Source organism: Pseudomonas sp. TJI-51 (assembly GCF_000190455.2).
GTDB classification, from domain to species: Bacteria; Pseudomonadota; Gammaproteobacteria; order Pseudomonadales; family Pseudomonadaceae; genus Aquipseudomonas; species Aquipseudomonas juntendi.
The window spans coordinates 33,648-54,950 of record NZ_AEWE02000030.1 but is presented as its reverse complement, the minus strand read 5'-3'; the positions used below and the strand labels follow the sequence as shown (position 1 = coordinate 54,950).

Annotated in this window: 21 protein-coding genes; 11 read left to right on the top strand and 10 right to left on the bottom strand. The window is 65.8% G+C overall.

The features are described from left to right. Positions 1 to 95: 95 nt before the first annotated feature. The gene (locus G1E_RS06955; protein WP_009686706.1) at positions 96 to 476 is read right to left on the bottom strand and encodes a RidA family protein; all 381 of its coding nucleotides are present in this window, start codon (positions 474 to 476) and stop codon (positions 96 to 98) included. Positions 477 to 612: 136 nt separating this feature from the next. Between G1E_RS06955 and G1E_RS06950 the strand changes: the two genes are divergently transcribed. Beyond that, positions 613 to 1,305, top strand: coding sequence for a tRNA (adenine(22)-N(1))-methyltransferase TrmK (locus tag G1E_RS06950; RefSeq protein ID WP_009686707.1), 693 nt, complete (start codon positions 613 to 615; stop codon positions 1,303 to 1,305). 1 nt (position 1,306) lies between these two features. Here G1E_RS06950 and G1E_RS06945 read toward each other — a convergent pair whose 3' ends face one another. Beyond that, a complete protein-coding gene (locus G1E_RS06945; protein WP_009686708.1) occupies positions 1,307 to 1,567 on the bottom strand; it encodes a DUF2790 domain-containing protein in 261 nt (86 codons plus the stop codon). A gap of 124 nt (positions 1,568 to 1,691) precedes the next feature. Between G1E_RS06945 and G1E_RS06940 the strand changes: the two genes are divergently transcribed. Next, complete coding sequence (locus G1E_RS06940; protein ID WP_009686710.1) at positions 1,692 to 2,624, top strand: LysR family transcriptional regulator; 933 nt, start codon at positions 1,692 to 1,694, stop codon at positions 2,622 to 2,624. Between the two features lie 39 nt (positions 2,625 to 2,663). Here the strand turns inward: G1E_RS06940 and G1E_RS06935 are convergent, their stop codons facing one another. Beyond that, entirely contained in the window at positions 2,664 to 3,815 is a 1,152-nt protein-coding gene (locus G1E_RS06935; protein WP_009686711.1) for an acyl-CoA dehydrogenase family protein, read from the bottom strand. 16 nt (positions 3,816 to 3,831) lie between these two features. Next, entirely contained in the window at positions 3,832 to 4,902 is a 1,071-nt protein-coding gene (locus G1E_RS06930; RefSeq protein WP_047149723.1) for an enoyl-CoA hydratase/isomerase family protein, read from the bottom strand. A gap of 329 nt (positions 4,903 to 5,231) precedes the next feature. On the opposite strand from G1E_RS06930, the gene mdcA reads away from it, so the two are divergent. The 9 genes from mdcA to madM all read left to right on the top strand — a co-directional run bounded on the left by mdcA (position 5,232) and on the right by madM (position 12,574). Next, positions 5,232 to 6,893, top strand: a complete 1,662-nt coding sequence (gene mdcA / locus G1E_RS06925; RefSeq protein WP_009686714.1) for a malonate decarboxylase subunit alpha — start codon at positions 5,232 to 5,234, stop codon at positions 6,891 to 6,893. Further along, positions 6,893 to 7,798 (top strand): triphosphoribosyl-dephospho-CoA synthase, encoded by a 906-nt coding sequence (locus G1E_RS06920; protein ID WP_009686715.1) that lies wholly within the window; start codon positions 6,893 to 6,895, stop codon positions 7,796 to 7,798. Before mdcA ends, G1E_RS06920 begins: the two co-directional genes overlap by 1 nt. Position 7,799: 1 nt before the next feature. Further along, positions 7,800 to 8,099: a malonate decarboxylase subunit delta gene (locus G1E_RS06915; protein WP_009686716.1), complete on the top strand. Its 300-nt coding sequence runs from the start codon at positions 7,800 to 7,802 to the stop codon at positions 8,097 to 8,099. Beyond that, entirely contained in the window at positions 8,092 to 8,940 is an 849-nt protein-coding gene (locus G1E_RS06910; protein ID WP_009686717.1) for a biotin-independent malonate decarboxylase subunit beta, read from the top strand. Before G1E_RS06915 ends, G1E_RS06910 begins: the two co-directional genes overlap by 8 nt. Beyond that, positions 8,937 to 9,728: a biotin-independent malonate decarboxylase subunit gamma gene (gene mdcE / locus G1E_RS06905; protein WP_009686718.1), complete on the top strand. Its 792-nt coding sequence runs from the start codon at positions 8,937 to 8,939 to the stop codon at positions 9,726 to 9,728. The genes G1E_RS06910 and mdcE overlap by 4 nt, the downstream gene beginning before the upstream one ends. A 1-nt stretch (position 9,729) precedes the next feature. Beyond that, a complete protein-coding gene (locus G1E_RS06900; protein WP_033691252.1) occupies positions 9,730 to 10,344 on the top strand; it encodes a malonate decarboxylase holo-ACP synthase in 615 nt (204 codons plus the stop codon). Further along, positions 10,341 to 11,261, top strand: a complete 921-nt coding sequence (gene mdcH, locus G1E_RS06895; protein ID WP_009686720.1) for a malonate decarboxylase subunit epsilon — start codon at positions 10,341 to 10,343, stop codon at positions 11,259 to 11,261. The genes G1E_RS06900 and mdcH overlap by 4 nt, the downstream gene beginning before the upstream one ends. 123 nt (positions 11,262 to 11,384) lie before the next feature. Beyond that, the gene (madL, locus tag G1E_RS06890) at positions 11,385 to 11,807 is read left to right on the top strand and encodes a malonate transporter subunit MadL (protein ID WP_009686721.1); all 423 of its coding nucleotides are present in this window, start codon (positions 11,385 to 11,387) and stop codon (positions 11,805 to 11,807) included. Between the two features lie 2 nt (positions 11,808 to 11,809). Further along, the gene (gene madM / locus G1E_RS06885; RefSeq protein ID WP_009686722.1) at positions 11,810 to 12,574 is read left to right on the top strand and encodes a malonate transporter subunit MadM; all 765 of its coding nucleotides are present in this window, start codon (positions 11,810 to 11,812) and stop codon (positions 12,572 to 12,574) included. A gap of 29 nt (positions 12,575 to 12,603) precedes the next feature. On the opposite strand, the gene G1E_RS06880 is transcribed toward madM, so the two are convergent. The 6 genes from G1E_RS06880 to G1E_RS06855 form a co-directional block, all read right to left on the bottom strand. Next, positions 12,604 to 13,899 carry an MFS transporter gene (locus G1E_RS06880; RefSeq protein ID WP_009686723.1) on the bottom strand — a complete coding sequence of 432 codons (1,296 nt, stop codon included), beginning with the start codon at positions 13,897 to 13,899 and terminating at the stop codon, positions 12,604 to 12,606. Between the two features lie 326 nt (positions 13,900 to 14,225). Next, on the bottom strand, positions 14,226 to 15,359 hold the full coding sequence (locus G1E_RS06875) for an HlyD family secretion protein (protein ID WP_009686724.1): 1,134 nt from the start codon (positions 15,357 to 15,359) through the stop codon (positions 14,226 to 14,228). Continuing rightward, positions 15,356 to 17,005: an MFS transporter gene (locus G1E_RS06870; protein WP_009686725.1), complete on the bottom strand. Its 1,650-nt coding sequence runs from the start codon at positions 17,003 to 17,005 to the stop codon at positions 15,356 to 15,358. Before G1E_RS06870 ends, G1E_RS06875 begins: the two co-directional genes overlap by 4 nt. A gap of 213 nt (positions 17,006 to 17,218) precedes the next feature. After that, on the bottom strand, positions 17,219 to 19,621 hold the full coding sequence (locus tag G1E_RS06865; protein WP_009686726.1) for a TonB-dependent receptor: 2,403 nt from the start codon (positions 19,619 to 19,621) through the stop codon (positions 17,219 to 17,221). A 112-nt stretch (positions 19,622 to 19,733) separates the two neighbouring features. Beyond that, the gene (locus G1E_RS06860; protein ID WP_009686727.1) at positions 19,734 to 20,699 is read right to left on the bottom strand and encodes a FecR domain-containing protein; all 966 of its coding nucleotides are present in this window, start codon (positions 20,697 to 20,699) and stop codon (positions 19,734 to 19,736) included. Further along, positions 20,696 to 21,205, bottom strand: coding sequence for a sigma-70 family RNA polymerase sigma factor (locus G1E_RS06855; RefSeq protein ID WP_009686728.1), 510 nt, complete (start codon positions 21,203 to 21,205; stop codon positions 20,696 to 20,698). Before G1E_RS06855 ends, G1E_RS06860 begins: the two co-directional genes overlap by 4 nt. Positions 21,206 to 21,303 lie beyond the last annotated feature (98 nt).

Below are 21,303 nucleotides of genomic sequence, written 5' to 3'. Positions count from 1 at the left end.
TAGGCGCGCATTGTAGCGGCGAAACGGGCTGGCGGCACCCTTGGGCTGCCCGAAGGTGTGCAGCCAGGGTGCGAGGGGGCGGCAACGACGGTCGGTCAGCGCTTGGCGGCCATCGCCGTCACTTCGACGCGCATGCCGTCGAACGCCAAGGCGGCCACCCCAACGGCGGCACGCACCGGCCAGGGCTTGCTGAAGAAGCGCTGGTACACCTCGTTGAATGCCGCGCGGTCGGCCATGTCGGTCAGGTAGATGGTCAGGTGCAGCACGCGGTCCATGCCGCTGCCGGCTTTTTCCAGCGCCACTTTCAAGGCCTGCAGGGTGCACTCGCTTTGCGCGACGATGTCACCCAGCTCCAGGCTGCCGTCGGCACGGGTCGGGATCTGGGTAGTGACCAGCACGCCGTTGTACTCGGCGACGTCGGAAGAAATCGAGTCGGTGTCCGGGTCGGGGGTATAGATGATGTCTGCTTGAGCCATGGTGTGGTTTGCCTTGCAACGGAAGGAAACGGCAAGCCTACGCGAGCGCAACGCACCGGTCGAGCGCACCCCGGCGTTTGTAAAGCGCGGCGTTCACCGGCAGAATCGCGGCCGATTGCCAGACCAGAGGTTTATGTTGAACGAACAGACTTTGTCCCGGCGCCTGGAGCGCGTGGCTGCCTATGTGCCGCAGGGCGCGCGCCTGGCCGACATTGGCTCGGACCATGGCTTCCTGCCGGTGGCGTTGATGTTGCGCGGGGTGATCGAGGCCGGGGTGGCCGGTGAGGTGGCGCAGGTGCCGTTCGCCTCGGCCCAACGCACGGTGAGCCGCAACGGCCTGGAGGCCTCTGTGGCCGTGCGCCTGGCCGATGGCTTGGCGGCCATCGAGCCACAGGACCGTATCACGGTGATCAGCCTGTGCGGCATGGGCGGCGACACCATGTGCGCCATCCTGCAGGCAGGCCCGCAGCGCCTGGCCGGCGTCACCCGCCTGGTAATGCAGCCCAACGGCGGTGAGCGCGAACTACGCCAGTGGCTGGCCGGCAATGGCTACCGGATCGTCCACGAGGAACTGCTGCGGGAAAACCGCTTCGACTACGAGATCATCGTCGCCGAGCCGGGGAGGGCGGTGTACACCGCTCAACAGCTGTACTTCGGGCCGTTGCTGATGCAGGAAAAAAGCGCGGCGTTCCTGGGTAAATGGCAGCGCATGCTGCGCCAGAAGCAGCACACCCTGGCCAATTTCCAGCGGGCCCGGGGCGCTGTGCCGCAGGCGAAGATAGACGACTTCAACCAGCAGGTAGGCTGGATAACGCAGTTGCTGGCCTGAGTCACTGTTGCGGGCAGTTGCTCATCTCGCGGTAACTGATTTCGTGCTTCTGGTCATGGTGGTCGAGGTACACCATGTGAGCGGTGCCGATCTGGCAGTCGCCGACGTTGCTGGGCGGGGTGATGGAAATCACTTTGGCCACATCCAGGTGCATGCCGTATGCATAGTTGCTACTGGCTGGCTGATCGTTGCCCGTGGCGGCGAGGGCTGCGCACGAAGCCAAGGCAGCGGAAATGGCGATTATAGCGAGGGAGGGTTTCATGGCTGGCTCCTTTTACAATGTATGACTAATGATGTATTCAAAGGCCTTACACAATAAATGGGCTAAGTCGTGATAGATTCCTGCCTTTAACGTAACAATAACACCCAGTAAGGAGCTCACTTTCATGGACATGCTCCATGCCATGCGTACCTTCGCCCGTGTGGTGGAATGCGGCAGCTTCGCGGCGGCCGCCAACGCCCTGGACATCTCTGCGGCACAGGTTTCGCGCATCGTGGCGGAGCTGGAAAACCAGTTGCAGACCCGCCTGTTGCACCGCACCACCCGGCGCTTGCGCATGAGCGAGGCCGGCGAGCGGTTTCTCGAGCGGGCGCGGCAGATCATGCTGCTGACCGAAGAAGCGGTGGGCGAGGCCCGTGGTGCGCACCTGACGCCGCGTGGGCGGTTACGCCTGCACTGTCCCCATGGCCTGGGGCTGTTGCTGATGCCGCTGGTGGCCGGCTACAACGCGTTGTGCCCGGAGGTGGTGATCGAGCTGACCCTGTCACAGCGCAACCCCGACCCGCTGGCCGAAGGGCATGATGTGGTGATTACCGTGGACGGCGCGTTGCCCGATTCGCAGCTGATCGCCGTGCCGCTGGGCAATATCTTCAGTATCCCCTGCGCGGCCCCGGCCTACCTGGAAGCCAATGGCGTACCGGAAAGCCCCGAAGACTTGCACGGCCATCGTTGCCTGCGCATGTCGTACCCCATGTACGAAGGTGACTGGGTGTTCCCGCAGGGGGTCGACCAGTGTGTGATCGTACCGAAGGACGGTTTCTCCACCAATGTTGCCGATGCCATGCTGGTGGCCAGCGAGTTGGGCATGGGCATAGGCCTGTTGCCGTTCTACACCGCCAGCCAGGCGATCGGGCAGGGGCGGCTGTGCCGCCTGTTGGCGCCGTATCGGCTGCGCGAGAGTGCGCTGTATGCAATTTACCCGTCACGGCACTACCTGGATGCCAAGGTGCGTACCTGGATCGACTACCTCAAGGAGCAGTTGCCAGCGCTGTTCGAAAGGCACGCCGAGCTGGTGGACGACGCTCGCTACTGGCGCTAGGTAGGCAGAGCCTGGCGCCAGGGCTCGGTCGTCGACCTACTAAAGCGTGTAGTGCTTCAGCTCCCGCGCAATCAGCATGCGCTGGATTTCGCTCGAGCCTTCGTAGATCTGGGTGATCCGGGCATCGCGGTAGTAACGCTCTACCGGGTAGTCTTCCAGGTAGCCGTAGCCGCCATGTACCTGGATCGCCATCGAGCATACCCGTTCGGCCATTTCCGAGGCGAATAGCTTGGCCTGGGATGCCTCTGACAGGCACGGCCTGCCGGCGCTGCGCAGGCGCGCAGCATGCAAAATCAGCAGCCGCGCGGCGTTGACCTGCACCTGCATGTCGGCCAACAGGTTGGCGATGCTCTGGTGCTCGTTGATCGGCTTGCCGAATTGCACACGGTCCCGTGAATAACCCAGCGCTGCTTCGAACGCCGCACGGGCGATGCCCAGCGCTTGCGCGGCGATACCGATACGGCCCCCTTCAAGGTTGGACAAGGCGATGGCCAGGCCCTTGCCGCGCTCGCCCAGCAGGTTGGCGGCCGGTACACGGCAGTTGTCGAACGTGACCGCGCAGGTATCAGAGGCGCGGATGCCCATCTTGTGTTCGCTGCGGTCGACTTTGAAGCCCGGGTTGTCGGCGGGCACCAGAAAGGCCGACAGGCCCTTTTTGCCCAGGTCCGGGTCGGTTACCGCAAACACGATCGCCAGGCCGGCACGCCGGGCATTGCTGACGAACTGCTTGGCGCCATTGATTACCCATTGGCCGTCTATCAACTCTGCGCGGGTCCGCAGGTTATGCGCCTCGGAGCCGGCCTGCGGCTCGGTCAGGCAGAAGCAGCCGATCACTTCACCCGTGGCCAGGCGTGGCAGCCATTGCTGCTGTTGGTCGGCCGTGCCATATGCCAGCAGCGGGCCGCAACCCACGGAGTTGTGAATGCTCATCATCGCCCCGGTGGCGCCACAACCGGCGGAAATTTCCTCTACCGCCAGGGCATAGGCGACGTAGTCGGTGTAGCTGCCGCCAAAATCTTCGGGCACGACCATGCCCAGCAGGCCCAGTTCGCCCATCTTGCGTACCACGTCGTCGTCGATCCAGCCGGCCTTTTCCCAGGCCTGGGCGTGCGGGGCGATTTCGCCACGGGCAAAATCGCGCGCCATGTCGCGGATCATGATCTGTTCTTCGCTCAGTTCCAGGTCTTGCATCGGTGTACTCCCGGGCTCACAGGCCTTCGAAGAATTGGTCGACCCGCTGGCGTTGCAGTGCAGCCAGGGTGGGTGGGTTCCAGCGCGGTTGCTTGTCCTTGTCGATGATCAGGGCGCGTACGCCTTCGATGATATCGCCATGCTGGAACCACTGGCGGTCCAGGTGCAGCTCCATGGCAAAGCACGCCTCCAGGTCCCGTTGGCGGCCCCGGCGCAGCATCTCCAGCGTAACCGCCATGGCCAGCGGTGAGCGGCTTTCCAGCTGATCGGCGGTGGCCGTGGCCCAGGCGTGGCTGTCGCCAATGCTGACTGTGCGCAATTGCTCGACGATGGCCGGCAGGTCGGGCAGGGCGAAGAAGTGGTCGATGACCGGGCGCAGTTTTTCCAGCGGGGCATCCTCCAGCACCTGGCTACCGAGCCTGGCCAGCAGGCCCTGCAGGTCCTTGAGCGGGTGGTCGCCGAAACTCAGCTGGTCCAGGCCTTGATCCAGGGCGGCGAGCTGGTCGCTGGCCAGGTACCAGTCGGCCAGGCCGCAGTACAGCGCATCGGCGGCCTGCACCTGTGCGCCGCTCACACCCAGGTAGATGCCCAGCTCGCCAGGGAGGCGCGACAGAAAATAACTGCCGCCCACGTCGGGAAAATAGCCAATGCCGACTTCAGGCATACCCAGGCGGCTGCGCTCGGTCACCACGCGCAGGTCACAGCCCTGAGCCAGGCCCATGCCACCGCCGAGGGTGAAGCCGTCCATCAGCACCAGCACCGGTTTGCGGTAACGGTGGATGGCCAGGTCGAGGGCATACTCCTCGACGAAAAAGGTCTCATGCAGCGTATCGCCGGCCTTGAAGCTGTCGTGCAGCGAACGGATATCGCCACCGGCGCAAAAACCCTTGGGGCCTGCACCGCGCAGCACCACCGCCCGTACGTGCGGGTCCCGGGCCCACTGTTCCAGGTGGTGGCGCAGGCTACGGACCATGTCCAGGGTAAGGGCATTGAGGCCGGCGGGGCGGTTCAGTGTCAGGTGGCCGACCTGGTTGCGGACCTCGGCCAGAACATGGTCGGTGGCCGAGGTGTAAGCGTGCGCAGTCATTGCCTTCTCCCTGCTTTGTTATTGATTTTCCAAGTGAAGTCTGGATTCCGCTGGAGGATCTGGCGATCCTTGCATGCGAATTTGCCTTGTACAATCGACAAATCTGCAGGGGGAATCTGCATTTTTGCGTGCCTGGCAGTGTTGCCACTCTAGCAAGGTTTGAGGTTTACCGGGCTGGCTCGGTGGGCGGGCGCCGATGCTCTTGGTGTTTTGGTCCACCAGAACACCGATCATTAACCTTAGCGTAACGATCCAGCGCCGAGCTTGATTGATGCCCGGCTGGCCCCCGACCTAAGGTGACCCCACGACAGCGAACCCGTGGAGTCACCATGACAACAACACAGAACCCACCGCCGCAATGGTCGCGACGGCGTGCCGAAAAGCAACGCCGCCTCGATCAGGTCCGCCACCTTGCCGACGGTGCGGTGCTGCCCAGCGAGCGTATCGTCGAAGCACTGGAGCTGTTGCTGGCCCCCGGCGACCGGGTGGTGCTGGAAGGCAACAACCAGAAGCAGGCCGACTTCCTCTCGCGTTCGCTGGCCAAGGTCGACCCTGAGCGCCTGCACGACCTGCACATGATCATGCCCAGCGTCAGCCGTGCAGAACACCTGGACTTGTTCGAGCGCGGCATCGCCCGCAAGCTGGATTTTTCCTTCGCCGGGCCACAAAGCCTGCGCATTGGCCAGTTGCTTGAAGACGGCTTGCTCGAAGTCGGCGCGATCCACACCTATATCGAGCTGTACTCGCGGCTGCTGGTCGACCTGATCCCCAACGTGACCCTGGTGGCAGGCTTCATGGCCGACCGTGAAGGCAACCTGTACACCGGGCCCAGCACCGAAGACACCCCAGCGCTGGTGGAGCCGGCCGCGTTCAGCGACGGTATCGTCATCGCCCAGGTCAACCAGCTGGTCGACCGTGTGGACGACCTTCCGCGCGTCGATATCCCGGCGTCATGGGTCGATTTCGTGGTGGTTGCCGACCAGCCTTTCTACATCGAACCACTGTTCACCCGCGACCCACGTCACATCAAGCCGGTGCATGTGCTGATGGCGATGATGGCCATTCGCGGCATCTACGAAAAACACCAGGTGCAGTCGTTGAACCATGGTATCGGCTTCAATACCGCTGCCATCGAGCTGATCCTGCCCACCTACGGCGAGTCGCTGGGGCTCAAGGGCAAGATCTGCCGCAACTGGACCCTCAACCCTCACCCTACGCTGATCCCGGCTATCGAAAGCGGCTGGGTGCAAAGCGTGCATTGCTTTGGCACCGAGCTGGGCATGGAGGACTACATCGCCCAGCGGCCCGATGTGTTCTTCACCGGCCGTGACGGTTCGCTGCGCTCCAACCGCATGATGTGCCAGCTGGCCGGGCAGTACGCCGTGGACCTGTTCATTGGCGCGACCCTGCAGGTAGACGGCGATGGCCATTCGTCGACAGTCACCCGCGGTCGCCTGGCCGGCTTTGGCGGGGCGCCGAACATGGGCCACGACCCCCGGGGCCGGCGCCATGCAACGCCGGCCTGGCTCGACATGACCGTGCCGCAAACCCTGCTGGAGCGCGGCCGCAAGCTGGTGGTGCAGATGGTCGAAACCTACCAGGAAGGCGGCAAACCGACCTTCGTGGAAACCCTGGATGCGGTGGCCGTGGCGAAAAAGGCCGGCATGCCGCTGGCCCCGGTGATGATCTACGGTGACGACGTTACCCACCTGTTGACCGAAGAGGGCATTGCCTACCTGTACAAGGCCCGCAGCCTGGAAGAGCGCCAGCAGATGATTGCCGCTGTGGCCGGGGTTACCGCCATCGGCCTGCGGCATGACCCGAAAGACACTGCGCGCCTGCGCCAGCAAGGCCTGGTCGCATTGCCCGAAGACCTGGGCATCCGCCGCACTGACGCCAGCCGCGAGCTGCTGGCAGCGCGCAGCGTTGCCGACCTGGTTGAATGGTCCGGCGGCCTGTACAACCCGCCGGCACGGTTCAGGAGCTGGTGATGAAAGCACGCGACTTGCGCCTTGAACCTGTTACGGTCCCTGTGGGCGCGGGTTTACCCGCGAAGAGGCCAGCCCACACAACCCGGATTCAACTGCCAGACCACCTGGCCGACCTGGCCGTGGAAGCCCTGATCGACGAAGCCGAGCTGTCCCCCAAACCCGGCCTGGTCGACCGCCGCAGCAACGGCGCTCACACCGACATGACCCTGGCCCTGATGCACGCCTCGGCCCTGGCCCTGTGGCCCTGCCTGCGCAACATGGCCGCAGCCGCGCAAACCATTGGCACCATCGGCCAACCCCTGCGCGCCAGCTTGGGCCAGCTCGGCCGTGAAGGCGAAGCCGCGATGCTGGCCGCGACCCATGGGGTCAACACCCACCGCGGCGCTATCTGGGCCCTGGGCCTGCTGGTCGCCGCCAAGGCCCTCGACCCCGATGCCAGCGCCAGCACGGTGGCCGCGCGGGCCGGGCGCATCGCCCTGTTCGACGACCCGGCCATGCCGCAGCAGCACAGCCATGGCCTGCAGGTGCGCCAGCGCTATGGCAGCAGCGGTGCCCGCGAACAGGCGCAACAAGGCTTCCCTGCGGTTATCGGCCACGGCTTGCCACACCTGCAACGCAGCCGTGCCAGCGGTGCCAGTGAGGCCAACGCCCGGCTCGATGCCTTGCTCGCCATCATGGCCGTGCTCAGCGATACCTGTGTGCTGTGGCGCAGCGGCCCTGCAGGGCTGGCCGCCGTGCAGCAGGGCGCCCGCGCGGTACTGGGTGCCGGGGGCAGTGCCACCCTGGCCGGGCGCCGCTACCTGCGTACGCTGGACCAGCAACTGCTGCAACTGAACGCCTCACCGGGCGGCGCCGCCGATCTACTGGCCGCCTGCCTGTTCCTCGACAAAGCCGGGAGCCTGTGACATGGAAACCCTGACCTTCGATTTCCCCGCCGCCGAACCGGGGCGTGGCCGCACGCTGGTGGGCTGTGTCAGCTCCGGCGACCTTGAAGTACTGATCGAACCCGGCACCGCCGGCCACCTGCAGATCCAGGTGGTGACTTCGGTCGATGGCAGCGCCGCGCGCTGGGCGCAACTGTTCCAGCGCCTGTTCGAGGGCCGCGCCTGGCCGGCCGTGAACATCGACATTCATGACTTCGGCGCCACCCCGGGGGTGGTCCGCCTGCGCCTGGAACAAGGCTTCGAGGAGATCGCCCATGACTGACACCGCACGCTTGCTGCGCAGCCGCAGCTTCGTAGAACTGGGTGCCCGGCAGCGCGCCCGCGCCGTGCTCGACCCGGGCAGTTTCCGCGAGCTGCTCGGCCCCTTCGACCGGCTGATGTCGCCTTGGCTGCCCTTGCAGGGCATCGTGCCGCAGGCTGACGACGGCGTGGTCATCGCCAAAGGCACGCTGAACGGGCGCAGTGCGGTGGTCGCCGCTATCGAGGGCGGCTTCCAGGGCGGCAGCATGGGCGAGGTGGGCGGCGCCAAGATTGCCGGGGCGTTGGAGCTGGCCATCGAAGACAACCGCAATGGCATCCCCACGTGTGCAGTGCTGCTGCTGGAAACCGGCGGTGTGCGGTTGCAGGAAGCCAACCTTGGCCTGGCAGCGATTGCCGAAATCCAGGCGGCGATCGTCGAACTGCGGGCCTGGCAGCCGGTGATCGGGGTGATTGCCGGTTCCGTGGGGTGCTTCGGGGGCATGTCGATCGCCGCTGGCTTGTGCAGCCATTTACTGGTCACCCGCGAGGCCCGCCTGGGCCTCAACGGGCCGCAGGTCATCGAACAGGAAGCCGGCATTGCCGAGTATGACGCCAAGGACCGGCCGTTCATCTGGAGCCTGAGCGGCGGCGAACAGCGCCATGCCAGCGGGCTGGTCGATGGCTATGTGGCCGATGACATCCAGGCGCTGCGCGACTGTCTGCTGCAATTGCTCGACTCGCCTGGCGCTGACCGCGCCCGGCAACACGCCTGGTTCCTCGAGCGCCTGGCCCGGCTGGGCGCCGACTGCCCGCAACTGGACGCTGCCGCCGTGCGTGCCCTTTACCAAGGAGAAGCCCAATGAACCGTGCCCTGAACTGGCTGCCGGGCCTGGCAGGCGGCCAACCCTTGCCGGGCTACCCGGCGTCGTTGCAGGTTATCGATGGCGAACTGGACAACCGCCTGGCGCGCTTTATCGCCGTGGTACCGGACCCCGCCAATCCGTTCCCCCGGGCCCGCGGGGGCGAAGTCGGTCTGCTGGAGGGTTGGGGCCTGGCCAAGGCCGTGAGCGACGCGGTCGACGCTGACCGCCAGGGGCACAAGCGCGCAATTGTCGCGGTAATCGATGTGCCCAGCCAGGCCTACGGTCGCCGTGAGGAGGCCTTGGGTATCCATCAGGCCTTGGCTGGCGCTGTGCAGGCTTATGCCCAGGCCCGGCTGGCCGGCCACCCGGTCATCGGGCTGCTGGTCGGCAAGGCCATGTCTGGCGCTTTTCTTGCCCACGGCTACCAGGCCCAGCGCCTGATCGCCCTGGACGACGCCGGGGTAATGGTGCATGCCATGGGCAAGGCGGCAGCCGCGCGGATTACCCTGCGCAGTGTCGAGCAACTGGAAGCGTTGGCCGCCGAGGTGCCGCCCATGGCCTATGACCTGGCCAGCTATGCGTCACTGGGCCTGCTGTGGCGTCGGTTGACGGTGGCCAACGCCGAAGCGCCTGGCAGCGCCGACATTGCCCGGGTGCGTGCCTGCCTTGCCGACGCGGTCCGGGATATTGGCAGCTCGACCGACCTGTCGTCGCGGCTGGCGGGCGAACACCGCAGTGCCTCGCGGCAAGTGCGTGAGCAACTGCGCCGCCAATGGCAGGGTGCCTGAGGTGAACGCGCCACGCCCCCATGACCTGCTGTGGGGCATGCCCACTTCGGCCCTGCCGGCCGACGCGCCGCTGTGGGCACGGGAAGTGTTGGCCGGCGGCCAGCCGGTGGTCGTGCGCCGCGCGGTGTGTGACGCCGGCTGGGTCGCCGTGGGCGTACGTGGCCAAGGGCGGGCGCAGCGCCTGGCAGCGTTGATGCGGGTTGGCGACATCCAACGCCAGAAGGCCCCCGAAGCCTTGCAGCGGCCAACACAGCGCGCCTGGCCAGCATTGCAGGCCCTGGCCTGGGTAGCGCCAATGCTCGATGCCTGCGGCCTGGCCTGGGGGCCGACAGGTGGCGTGGGTTACCAGATTGCAACGGGTATCGACGTGCTGCACGCCGACAGCGACCTGGACATACTGGTACGCACGCCGCAACCGCTGGCGCGTATACAGGCCCGCACGCTGTTGGCGATGCTGGACGGCGCGCCATGCCGTATCGATGCGCAGTTGGAAACCCCGGGCGGCGCTGTGGCGTTGCGCGAGTGGGCCGGTTTCGCCCAGCGCGTGTTGCTCAAGTCGCCCGTGGGGCCATGCCTGTGCGAAGACCCGTGGGCTGTACGGGAGCGTGCCGCATGAGCACTCTGTTCGCGTTCCCGGGCCAGGGTGCCCAGCAGGTCGGCATGTTGCAGCGCCTGCCCGAAGGCAGCGGGCCGGTGCTGGAAGAGGCCAGCGATGCCCTTGGCCAGAACGCACTGGCGTTGGACAGCGAGCACGCCCTGCAGTCGACCCGCGCCGTGCAGCTGTGCCTGCTGCTCAGTGGCGTGGCCTGGGCGCGCTGGTTGATGCAGCGCAGCCCAGGGCCGGATTGCGTGGCGGGCTTGTCGGTCGGCGCCTACCCGGCGGCAGTGGTGGCCGGTGCTTTGGCCTTTGCCGACGCTGTGCGCCTGGTTGCCCTGCGCGGCGAACTGATGCAACGGGCCTATCCGCGCGGCTATGGCATGACTGCGCTCAGTGGCCTGGAGCTGGCCAGTGTCGAGCGCTTGCTGGGCGAGGTGGGTGGCGAAGTGTATGTCGCCAACCTCAACAGCGAGCAGCAGATCGTCATTGCCGGCAGCGAAACAGCGATGGCGGCGGTGGCGGCCCGCGCGCGCGGCCTGGGCAGGGGCATCGCGCGCCGGCTGGCAGTCAGCGTGCCATCGCATTGCCCGTTGCTGGCTGGCCCGGCAGCGGAGCTGGCTGCGGCCTTCGCTACGGTCGAACTGCAGCGGCCACGTATCACTTACCTCAGTGGCAGCAGCGCACGGGTGATCTTCGACCCGCAGCGCCTGCGCGACGATCTGGCCGGCAACATGGCGCGCCGGGTGGACTGGCGGGCAGCGTTGCGCAATGCCTATGAACGCGGCGTGCGCCTGCACCTGGAAATGCCGCCTGGCAGCACGCTCAGCGGCCTGGCCCGGCCAGTGTTCGAACAGGGCAGGGTGCTGGCGGTGGAAGGCACCCGATGGGACAGCCTGGATGCGCTGCTGCGCCAGGAGGTGGCGGACCGGCGATGATGGCGGGCAGCGCGCCGGCTGGCACGGGCTACGCCCGTTAATGAAGCCGGTGCGGCGCTTGCGGGTTTACCGATGGCGAAGAACAACAACAAGCAACTTCGACACTACCTGAGGACAACAACAATGATCATCTATGGTGTGGCACTGCTGGCGGTCTGTACGCTGGCTGGGGTTATCGTCGGCGACTTCCTGGGCGTACTGCTGGGCGTCAAATCCAATGTAGGCGGGGTCGGCATCGCCATGATCCTGCTGATCTGCGCACGCCTTTACATGCACCGTCACGGTGGCATGAGCAAGGAGTGCGAGTTCGGTGTGGGCTTCTGGGGGGCCATGTACATTCCGGTCGTGGTGGCCATGGCGGCGCAACAGAACGTGGTCACTGCCCTGCACGGCGGGCCGGTGGCGCTGCTGGCTGCGATAGGTGCGGTGCTGGTGTGCGGTGCGACCATTGCACTGATCAGCCGCAGCCACCGCGGCGAACCGCTCCCCGCGGTCGAGGCGCCACCCCAGGCCAATGGGCATGCTGCCCCTGCAGGGGGGCGCTGAACATGTGGCCGATCATTGATAATGCCCTGGAACATAACGGCCTGATCACTGCCTTCGCGGTGGTGGGCGGCATCATGTGGCTGTCGGTGTTGTTGTCCAGGTACCTGACCTTCGGCCGCGTGCACGGCTCGGCCATCGCCATTGTCATCGGGCTGGTGTTGGCCTGGGTGGGCGGTACCCTCACAGGCGGCCAGAAAGGCCTGGCCGACATGGCGCTGTTTTCCGGTATCGGCCTGATGGGCGGGGCCATGCTGCGCGACTTCGCCATCGTTGCCACGGCGTTCGAGGTGCAGGCCACCGAGGCTCGCCGTGCCGGGATGATCGGCGCGGTGGCGCTGCTGCTCGGCACGGTCTTGCCGTTCATTGTCGGGGCGGGCGTGGCGTACGCCTTCGGTTACCGCGACGCGGTGAGCATGACCACCATTGGTGCCGGCGCCGTGACGTACATCGTCGGCCCGGTGACCGGCGCCGCGCTGGGTGCCAGTTCGGACGTGATGGCCCTGTCGATCGCCACCGGTTTGATCAAGGCGATTCTGGTGATGGTATTCACCCCGGTATCGGCCCGTTTGCTGGCGCTGGACAACCCACGCTCGGCAATGGTGTTCGGCGGTTTGGCGGGGACTGTGTCGGGTGTGACCGCCGGGTTGGCGGCGACGGACCGGCGGCTGGTGCCTTATGGGGCACTGACCGCCACGTTCCATACCGGCTTGGGGTGCCTGATGGGGCCGTCGATCCTGTACTTCTGTGTGCGAGGGTTGGTGGGGTAGACAACCGGGCTGCATGGCAGCCCGTTGGCTCAGTGGGCCTGGCTCTGGGCAGCCGGTGCAGGGTCGGCTGGCTCCAGCGGCGGATGCTCTTGCGCGGCATGCATCAGGTCTTCGGTTACCCGCAGTTCGGCACCGGTGGGCGAGAACGTGGTCGAGGCGGCGAAGGGCGCCGGGTGTTCTGCCGCCGGGCGCTTGCCACGGCGCCACATGAAGAAGCACAGCATCGCCAGGTTGACCACGGCAAACGCCCAGAACAGTCCGGCCTCGCCAAACTCGGTCATCATCGGCGAAATGGCCACCGGTGCCATGGCCGAGCCCAGTGAGTTGATCAGCAGCAAACCCTGGATCATCGGCACCAGCGCATCGGACGGTGCGCGGTCGGCGGCATGGCTGACCGCGACCGGGTACAGGGTGAACACGCCTCCGCCCAACAGGAACAGCATGGCCGGCAGCAGGAACGAGTCCGAGGGCAGGAAGACCGTGACCAGTGACAGCACAACGCACAAGGCGGCCAGCGCCAGCAGTACGTCCAGGCGGTCTTTGCGGTCCGACCAGCGCCCGACCGGGTACTGCAACAGCATGGCGCCAAGGATGACCCAGGCCATCATGTTGCCGACTTCGCCCACCTCCAGGCCGATGCGTTGCAGGTACAGCGGCAGCAGGGCATAGATGCCGGCGATGGCGACGCCCGAGCCGAAACAACCCACCAGGCCCGAAGGGGCCACGCCCAGCAACTGCCGGGGCTTGAGGGGTTCGACCTGCTCCAGCAAGGGCGATACCCGCGGCAGGATCACGATGGGCAGCACCGACAGCGCGGCGAGCACGCCGGCCAGCATGAACGGCGCGGTATCGCCCAACTGGGTGATTTCCCCCAGGCCGGCCTGGGCGATGACCCCGGCGCCATAGAAGGCGATCATGTACAGCGCCAGCAGGCGGCCGCGGATTTTCGCGTCGCCGGCCAGCAGCAGCCAGCTTTCGATCACCAGGAACACGCCCACGGCGGCCCAGCCGTTGATCAGGCGCAGCACCGACCACCAGGTCACGTCGTAGAACAAGCCCTGCAGCAAGATGGTCACGGCAATCAGCGAGGCGAAGCTGGTATAGGCGCGAATGTGGCCGATGCGCAGGATCAGCCGGTCGTTGAAGATGGCGCCCAGTGTGAGGCCGATGAAGTAGGTCGACGAAACGATGCCAATGGTGGTGGCAGACTCACCGGCAGCGCCCAGGCGCAGGGTGGTGAGGGAAGACATGAAGCCGTTGCCCAGGGCGATGATGAACAGCCCGAGCAGGGGCGCCAGCGCCATGGCCAGCAAACGCGGAGACATAGGTACCTCTGGTTGGATGAGCGGAATGAGCGCCTTTTCGGACGCGCACACCGGCTCGACCCCGCAAGGGGCGAGTAGCTGCACGGATGCGACCTGGGCAAGACTCAACCGCTGGGCCGTAGGGGATGGGGCCGGGCGGGGAGGGTTGAGCCTATTTCACATGGTGAGCATGTGTTCAGGCACGGACTCTGTCATTGCTGCTGGTTGCCACCGTTGACGGCGACGGGCGAAAAGGAAGCGCGATTCTACGGGGTTGCGAGGGTTTGCCCAAGGGGCCTGGCCCTGCGACGAGACGCCGCAGGCAGCCAGGCAACTGCGCCCGGCAGCTAAGGCTGCACCCGGGTATCGATACTGACCACCACCGACATCCCCGGCCGCAACTGCCGGGCGGGTGGCTGGTCGGCATCCACGGTGATCCGTACGGGTATCCGCTGGGCGATCTTGACGAAGTTGCCGGTGGCATTGTCGGCCTGCAGCAAGGCGAACTCCGAACCGGTGGCCGGCGAAATCTGCTGCACGTGCCCGTACAGCTTCAGGTGGTTCAGCGCGTCCACGGTAAAGCTCACGGGTTGGCCGATGCGCACATTGGCCATCTGGGTTTCCTTCATGTTGGCGATGACCCACAGGGTGTCGGGCACCAGCGCCATCAACTGTGCACCTGAATTGACATAAGCACCCAGGCGCGTGCCGATCTGCCCCAGTTGGCCGTCACGCGGGGCGGTAACCCGGGTGTTGTCGAGGTCGATGCGCGCCAGCTCCACGGCGGCCTTGGCGTTTTCCACAGCCGCTTCGAGCGCAGCCCGGTTGACCACCACGGTCTCCCGGTCCTGGCGGGCGATTTCCAGCGCGGCCTTGGCCTGGGCCAGGCTGGCGACGGCAGCTGCCTCGTTGGCGCGGGTCACGTCCAGTTCGCTGCGGGAAACCGAGCCGTCGCTGACCAGCGCCTGATTGCGGCGCAGGTCGGCCTTGGCTTTGGCCGCCTGGGCCTGGGCATCGCCAATGGCGGCCTGGCGCTGGGCAATGGTGGCTTCGGCGCTCTTGCGCTGTTGCAGGTTGTTGGCCAGGGCTGCCTGTTGCTGCTGCAACTGGGCGAGGGCCTGGGCCAGGCGCTGCTTGTAGATACGGTCGTCCAGTTGCACCAGCAGGTCGCCGGCCTTGACGAACTGGAAGTCGTGCACGGGCACGTCGACGATGTAACCACTGAGCTGGGGGCCTATCAGGGTGACCTGCCCGCGCACCAGGGCGTTTTCGGTGCTTTCGATGGCACTGCTGAAGGGCGGCAGGCGCCAGGCATACAGCACCAGCAGAACACCTGCCAGGGCCACGGCGGCAAAGCAGATCGAGGACAGCAACCGCACCCGCCGCGTGCGTACCGGGCTACCCGGCTCGCTGGGGGGCGTGGCGCCTTCCGGGGTTTCGGCGATGGCGGTGGTGGTCGTGGTACGGGTGTCGTCGGTCATCGGGTGGGCACGCCGGGGGTGGAGTCGGTGGTGGTGGCCTGGCGTTTCGAGTACCAGAGCCAGGTGCTACGGATGCAGATCCAGATCATGGTCAGTATGGCGATGCTGCCGATCAGTACGAACACATCGTTGTAGGCCATGACATTGGCTTCGCGGCTGGCGGCCGTGGCCAGCAGGCGCATGCCGGCTTCGGTGCGCACGGCCGGGTCGGCGAGGATGCCACTGTAGGCTGCTGCACCGCTTTGTACGCGGGCATTGACCAGTGGTTCCAAATAACTCAGGTGGTCCATCAGGTGGCTGGAGTGGAACTTTTCCCGCCAGGTCTGGAAGGTGCCGAGCAGTGCCGCGCCAACCAGGCCGCCGACGTTGTTGCAGATGCCGAACAGCACCGAAAAGCTGACCAGGTTACGGGGGTTGGCGCGCACATGGCTGATACCCAGGGCCATCGACGGCCCCAGGAAGAAGGTACTGCCAAAGGCCAGCAGAAACTGGCTGAAGTACATTTGTGCCGGGCGCGTGAGGTTGCTGGAACCGCTGTCGATGAATGCACCGACGGCCATGGCCAGCAAGGACACGAACAGCGGGATGATCAGGTGGTTGGGATTTATGGTCAGGGCACTGCTGGCCAGGCCCGCCAAGGCACCCAGCAGCATGATCCAGTACAGGCTGCGCATCTGCTCGCTGCTCATGTTCAAGGCCTGCAGGAAGCCTACCGCGCCTGTGGATTGCTCCGAGGTGACCATGCGGATCAGCACCACGCACAGGGCCAGACGGATGATGGCGCCACTGCCAAGCCAGCGGGTCATCAGCAACGGGTTGCGGCGGTTGTGTTCGATGGCCAGGCCGCTGAGCATCAGCGCAATCGATGCCGCCAGCGCCACGCCGAGCCATGGGGCCTCCAGCCACCAGTCGATGCGCCCCAGCGACAGCACGGCACAAAGCAGGGCGGTACCGCTGGCCATCAGGGTGAAGGTCAAGAAATCCAGTGGCTCGAAGGTTTTGAAGCGGTCACCGGGCGGTAGCTTGAGCAGCAGGACACAGCCCAGTGCCGCCAGGGCCAGCCCGAGCTCGAACAGGTACAGCCCGCGCCATTCGGCTATCTGCAGCAAGTCTTCGGAAAAGATCCGCGCCAGGGGTAATGCCAGCTGCGAAGCGCCCAGGCCCAGTACCATGGCCTTCAACCGCCACTGGGCGGGGAAGGCCTGGATCATATAGTACAGCCCCAGCGAGCTGAGCGCCGCCCCCACCATGCCGTGGGCCGCGCGGACGGCGATGGCCGAGTTGAGGTCGTTGACCAGCAGGTGGGCGAAGGTGACCAGGACGTATAGGACCAGGAACACCTCGGTGAAGGCGCGCAAGCCGAATTGTTGGCGGAATTTCACCAACAGCAGGTTCATGGACACGTTGGTCATCACGTAGGCCGCTGGCAGCCAGGCCATTTCCGCCGTGGTTGCACCTAGCGCGCCTTGCAGGAACATCAGGTTGGCGGTGACCAGCGCGTTGCCCAAGCCACCGGTAATGGCTACCAGCAGGCCGACCACGCCATACGCCAGGCGTTTGGCTGGCGAATGCAAAGGCGTGGAAGGGGAGCCTGGCAGGGTGGGTTTTTCGTGGGGTAGCCACGCGTGTGGGGCGTATTTGTCCATGGGGCAGACTGTACTTGAGCGGCGCTTGGTGCTGCTAGGTGCAGGCTTTGGTTTTGAGCATATTGTGCGTTGCCGGTAGCACCGTATTCGCGGGTGGCACCGAACCCGACGCGGTGGCTGGCACCGGCTGCGCCGGTGTTCGCGGGCACGCCCGCTCCCACAAGGGAGCGGGTTTACCCGCTAAAGGGCCGGGGCTGCTGGCTGACGGGGGCGTCAGAAGTCTACGCTGGCGGACAAGCGCAGCACCCGTGGTGTGCCTTGGGTCAGGTAGTTGTTGGTGGTCGAGGCCGACGCCCAATAGGCCTTGTTGGCGACGTTCTCCAGGTTGGCCCGCAAGGTCACCCACTGCTCATCCACCTTGAAACGGTAACGTGCGCCGAGGTCGACCCGGGTCCAGGCCGGGATGTTCAGGCTGTTGCTGGCATTGACGTACTGGCCGCCGGTACGCAACACCCGCGCATTCAATGCCGCGCCGGCGATGCCTGGAACGTCCCAGTCCGCGCCCAGGTTGTACTGGAAGCGCGGCACGCCCGGCGCACGGTTGCCGTCGTTGGCGCCATTGGCAGTGTTCTTGAGCTCGGTGTGCATGAACACTGCACCGGTCAGCAGGCGCAAGCCGTGCACCGGCTCGCCGAACACATTCAATTCCACCCCTTTGTTGACCTGCTCGCCGTCCATGCTGAAGGTGTCGCGCTCGGCACCGGCGCTGCGGAACGTGGTGCTGTTGGGCTGCTCGATGCGGTACAGGCCAAGCGTTGCACCAAAGCTGTCCCAGTCCAGCTTGACCCCGGCCTCGACCTGCTTGCTGCGCCTGGGCGGGAACACTTCATTGGCATTGGTCACGCTCGACGGGGCAGTGGGGCCTTGTGCCAGCCCCTCGATGCGGTTGGCGTAGAACGACACATGCTCCCACGGCTTGAGCACCAGGCCATAGACCGGCGTGGTCACCGACTCGTCATAGTTGGCGTTGCGCTCACCGCTAGCGGTAGACCAGCCGTCGACACCGATCGATTGCCGGCGCACGCCCAGGGTCAGCAGCACACGGTCATCCACAAAGCCAAGGGTGTCGGACATCGCCACGCTCTTGACCCGGTTCTTGCCCACGATACGCGGGTCGTGCAGGTCACTGCCCGTATACGTATTGGTCGGGCGCGGCACCTTGACCGGGTGGTACAGGTCGGTGGCATAGCGGTTTGCAGCAGCAACTGCGGCGTAAGCCGAACGTTGTTCGCCCCACATGCCCGAAAGCCCGACGTTGAGCCGATGGCTGACCGCCCCCGTGGCGAACTGGCCATTGATGCCGGCCATGGCGCTCTTGTTGTCTTCATCGTGTGGTGAATAGAGGTAGCCACCCCGCGCAGTGCCGTTGGCGTCGCTGACGTACAACGAGGAGTATTCGCCGTTTTCGCGAGTGTGCTTGGCCCCGGCACCGGCATAAAGCACCCAGTTGTCGTTGAGGTCGTATTCGGCGTTGAGCATGCCGTAGGTGTCTTCCAGCTGTGACCAGGTCCACGGTTGGGCGTAATTGTCGCGCGCCGAGGGGGCATGGGGCACTTTGCTGCCGGTTGGGTAGATCACCGCCCGGCCCTGGTTGATGCGTTCTTTCTGGTAACCCAGGTCGGTGGACAGGCGCAGGCGTTCGCCCCGGTAGTCCAAGGCTACAGCTACCAAGGTGGCGTGCTGCGCTTCGTCGTGCACACCCGTGCCGCCGTCATGCTGGGCCAGGTTGATACGGGCGCCGAAGCGGTTGTCTTCACCAAACCGTTGGCCCAGGTCCAGGTGGCCGCCGACATTGGCGCCGGTGGCATAATCGAGGCTGACGTGGCGGGTTGGCGTGTCTGCGGCACGCTTGGGAACCAGGTTGACCGCACCGCCAATACCGCTGCCCTGGGGGGCGACGCCGTTCAGAAAGGCGTTCGGGCCTTTGAACACCTCGACGCGCTCGAGTGCTTCGGTGGTGATGATCTGCCGCGGTAGCACGCCGTACAGGCCGTTGTAGCTGATGTCGTCAGTGCTCAGTGGCAGCCCGCGGATGGTGAACACCTGCGAGAAATTGCCAAAGCCTGCCGACTGGCGCACTGCCGCGTCATTGAGCAACACATCACCCAGGGTACGCGCCTGTTGATCGGCAATGGTCTTGGCGGTGTAGCTGGTGACGCTGAACGGTACATCGCTGGTCGGCTGTTCCCCAAGCACACCCAGGCGTGCGCTACGCGCCACCTGGCCGCCTTGCCAGGTATCGCCGCTGGCGGCCAGGTTGCTGTTGATGGTGGTGGCGCCCAGCTCCAGGGCACTGCCCAGGTCCACTGTCGGCGCCAGGGTGTAGCCCCCGCTGCCGGTGCTGATCAGGCTGTAGCCACTGCCGGCCAGCAGGCGAGCAAAACCCTCCGGCACACTGAAACTGCCCTGCAGGCCCTGGCTTTGCCTGCCCTGAAGCAGCGCCGGGTCGAATGACAAGGGCACCCCGGCATTGGCGGCGAAGCGTGCCAGCACATCGGCCAGCGGGCCAGCGGCCAGGTGATAGTCGCGGGTGGTGGCGTCGGCAGCGATCGCCGCTGGTGCCAGGGCGGCCATGGCGATGGCAAGGCTCAGTGCCTTGAAAGGCAAATGGGGCATTGGGCGAGGGTCCTGTAGGTGCAGAAAAGGGAGGTTCTGCACTGATCACCGGACGACGCCGGAAAAGGTATCAAAAAGCCTGTCGTTGATTCCCGTGTGCGCTGAGCCCGGGTCAGCTCAGGGGCTCGACCGTCACCCAATAGCGAGTCAGGCCCTGGACAGTTACCGGCAAGGTGTCGGCCAGCAGCCGCAGGCTGGCATCGGTATCGGTCACCGGAAAGGCGCCAGACACTTTCAGGCCGCGCACCGCCGGGTGGCAGCGCAGCACGCCCGGGCGGTAGCGGCCCAGCTCCTGCAACAGGTCGGCCAGGCGCATGTCGCGCGCCAGCAGCATGCCGTGTTCCCAGGCCAGGTCGCCTTTTTCCAGCGGGGTGGCGGGCAGTACACGGTCGGCATCGAACGCGGTGCGCTCGCCCGCCTTGAGCTGCACGCTGGCGGCGGCGTGCAGCGGGCGGTTGGCGACGGTGCCCTGCAACACCGCTACCCGGGTCAGTGCGCCGTCGATACGTACGCTGAAGCGCGAGCCCAGCGCCCGCGCATGCCCCTGCGGGGTGGTCACCACCAGCGGGCGCGGCGGGGTTGCCGGGTCGTTGGCGCTGGTCACGAGCACTTCCCCTGCCAGCAAGGCGATACGGCGTTGCCGGGCATCGAAGCGGATATCGATGGCTGTGTGGGTGTTCAACAGTACGTGGCTGCCGTCGGCCAGTGTCAGTGAGCGTTGTTCGCCAACCGCCGTGCGGGCATCGGCGGCCCATTGCTGCCAGGGTGCCTCGCGCCAGGCCATCCAGGCTGCTGGTGCCGCCAGCAGCCACATCCCCAGACGCTGCAGGGCCTGGCGGCGGCTGACCGCACCCTGGCGGCTGAGCCGGCGCAAGGTTTCCCCGGTAACCGGCGCAGGCAGGCGGCGAAACTCACCGAGGATGGCCTCGGCGCGCTGCCAGGCCAGGGCATGCTGGCTACTGCGCTGGCACCAGGCCTGGACAGCGCGATGGTCATCGTCGGTGGCTGCGCCCGACTGCAGCTGCACCAGCCAGTCGGCGGCCTCGCCGAGGATCAGTGGGTCGATAGGTGGCCTCATTCGTCCATGCTCAGGCAGGCGAGGAAGGCGGTGCGCATGTCGCGCTTGATGGTCACCAGCGAAACCTGCAGTTGTTCGGCGATTTGCGCGTAGGTCAGCCCGTCCAGTTGCGACAGCAGGAATACGTGGCGAACCCGCGCCGGCAACTCGCGCAGCATGGCATCGATGCGGTACAGCGTTTCGAGGATCATCCAGCGGGTCTCGGCCGACGGCACTTCTGGTTCGGGCAGATGCGCGATGGCCTGCAGATACGCCCGTTCGACATCCTGGCGACGCCAGCGGTCTATCACCAGGCCCTTGGCAATGTGCGTCAGCAATGCCCGAGGCTCACCGCCGAAATAGCTGTTGCCCTGACGGCTGAGCAGGCGCAGGAAGGTGTCATGGGCCAGATCGGCCGCATCGCAGGCATTACCCAGCCTGCGCCCCAGCCAGCCCTGCAGCCAGCCGTGGTGCTCGGTGTACAGCGTCTGAACCTGCAGGTTGAGGGTGGGGTCGGCGGGCGGCATGGGGCGCGGGTTTCCGGGAAATAGGTGCAATTAGGAATTGATCGCATTCTATGCCCCGGGTTGCAGAACTGGCAATGTACAAAAGTGCGGGTACAGGC